The organism is Paenibacillus darwinianus, from assembly GCF_000598065.1.
GTDB lineage: Bacteria > Bacillota > Bacilli > Paenibacillales > Paenibacillaceae > Paenibacillus_I > Paenibacillus_I darwinianus.
Genome location: NZ_KK082182.1, coordinates 75,490 through 77,458, shown reverse-complemented (window position 1 = coordinate 77,458; position 1,969 = coordinate 75,490). Strand labels below are relative to the sequence as shown.

Annotated in this window: 3 protein-coding genes; all 3 read right to left on the bottom strand. The window is 63.7% G+C overall.

Translation table 11 applies throughout. The annotated features are described in order from the left end of the window. A partial coding sequence (hemG, locus tag BG52_RS11640; RefSeq protein WP_036667299.1) for a protoporphyrinogen oxidase occupies positions 1–700 on the bottom strand: 700 nt, incomplete at its 3' end. Positions 701–704: 4 nt separating this feature from the next. After that, positions 705–1,640, bottom strand: a complete 936-nt coding sequence (hemH, locus tag BG52_RS11635; protein ID WP_081793823.1) for a ferrochelatase — start codon at positions 1,638–1,640, stop codon at positions 705–707. Beyond that, on the bottom strand, positions 1,633–1,969 hold a 337-nt coding region (locus tag BG52_RS16545), incomplete at its 5' end, for a uroporphyrinogen decarboxylase family protein (protein ID WP_036580787.1). The genes BG52_RS16545 and hemH, both read right to left, overlap by 8 nt.

The following is a 1,969-nucleotide window of genomic DNA, read 5'->3' as shown; positions in this document are numbered from 1 at the left end:
GGAACGTGACGTTCCCGAACCGGCCGCCCGTTCCCGCTTGCGCGGAGGACGCCTTCCGGCTGCGCCGCATCCCGCGGATAAGGCTGCCGTGTTTGCGCTCGGCCTCGCGGAACTGCGGGAACGTCGCCTGCAGACTCAGCTTGTCGAGCTCTCCTGCGTAAATCCCCGCAAGGAGCGGCTCCGCCACCCGCTCGACCACCTCGGGTCCGAGCCGGCGCTCGAGAAACACGCCGATCGATTCGTCCTCCCGCCCTTTCCGGGCAGGCAGCACAAAATCGAGCGCAGCGCGCAACTTGCCGCCGGCCGACAGCAGACGCGTCGCCGCGAACGGCGCGATCTCCGTCGGGATGCCCAGCACAAGCCCTTGCGGCATCGGATGCAGCTTGCTCCGATGCAGAATGTACGCGCGTTTGCCGGACGGATTGATCGGCACAAGCTCGTCCGCCAGCCCAAGCTCGTCCGCCAGGTCAATGATCGGCTGCTTCCGGGCCAGGAACGAATCCGGGCCTTTCTCGATGACGAAGCCATCCTTGCGGAGGGTGCTGATTTTGCCGCCCAGCTCAGGCGCCGGCTCGATGATCGTTATCTCTGCTTCGCACCCCCGCTCCGCGGCATGCCGGCGCAAATAAAAAGCGGAGCTGAGTCCGCTTATTCCCCCGCCGATAATAACCGCCCGGATGGCGCGTCCCGTTCTCCGCATATCATCAACCTCTTTCATTCAGCGCGCTCATGACCGATTCGGCCAAGGTATCCATATAGAACGGATCGGTGTTCAGCATTTCAATCCGCTCGAGCCGGATGCCGAGCTCCGCCGCGAAAGCCTTCGCCTCAATGTCCAGGTCATACAACACCTCCAAATGATCCGACACGAAGCCGATCGGCGCGGATAGCACATGCTTGACCCCTTGCGTGCTGAGCTCGCGCAGCGTTTCGAGAATATCCGGACCGAGCCAGGGCTCCCGCGTGCGTCCCGCGCTCTGCCATGTAAACTGCCAGTTGTCCGTCCCCGCCGCTTCGGCGACCGCGCCGGACGTTGCGAGCAGCTGGCTCACATAAGGATCGCCCATCCCCAAAATTTTCTCCGGCAAGCTGTGCGCGCTGAACAGCACCTTGACGGTGGCGGGCGTCACGTCGCCGCCGAACTTGGCCAGGCCTCCGGCTACCCGGTCCGCCAGCGTGGCGATCAGCTTCGGATGAAGATGGTATTCCTCCACGAACGTCATGCGGATGCCGAGCGCCTCCGCCTTTTCCTTGGCGCGCTTGATGTAGCCGCCGACGCTCATCACCGAATAATGCGGGGCCAGCACGATGCCGACCGCCTCTGCCACGCCGTCCGAAGCCATTGCCCCGATACCTTCCTCGATATACGGCTGCGCATGCTTCAAGCCCTGATAGCAGCAAAAAACGCCGGGCTCGAGCCGGTTCAGCGTCTCCTGCAGCCCCTGAACCTGGCGGTCCGTATTCTCCCGGAGCGGGAAGACGCCTCCGACGATCGCTTCATAGCGCCCGGCCAAATCGGCCAGCTGCTCAGGCGTCGGCGCATGTCCCCGTCTGATATGCGTATAGTAGGCTTCGATGTCATCCATGCTTGCGGGCGTCCCATAAGACATCACGAGCACGCCGATTTTCCGTTCAGCCAAGTCCTGCCGCCTCCTTTGACGCGCGGCCTCCCGCAATGGCCTCGGCGGAATAGCGGTGAATATAGGCGGTCAACCGCCGCAACTTCTCCAGCGAGGCCTCCGGAAACAAGCCGTGTCCCAGATTGAATATATAGCCCGGTTGCTCCAGCCCCTGATCGATAATACGGCGGGCATGCTCCTCGATCACCTCGTCGGGCGCCGTAAGCACTACCGGGTCGAGGTTGCCCTGTACGGCGAAGCGGCCGCCGAGCCGGCTGCGGCCTTCCGCGATCGGCACGCGCCAATCGAGGCCGATGACGTCCGCCTGAAGCCCGCCCAGTGTCGGAAGC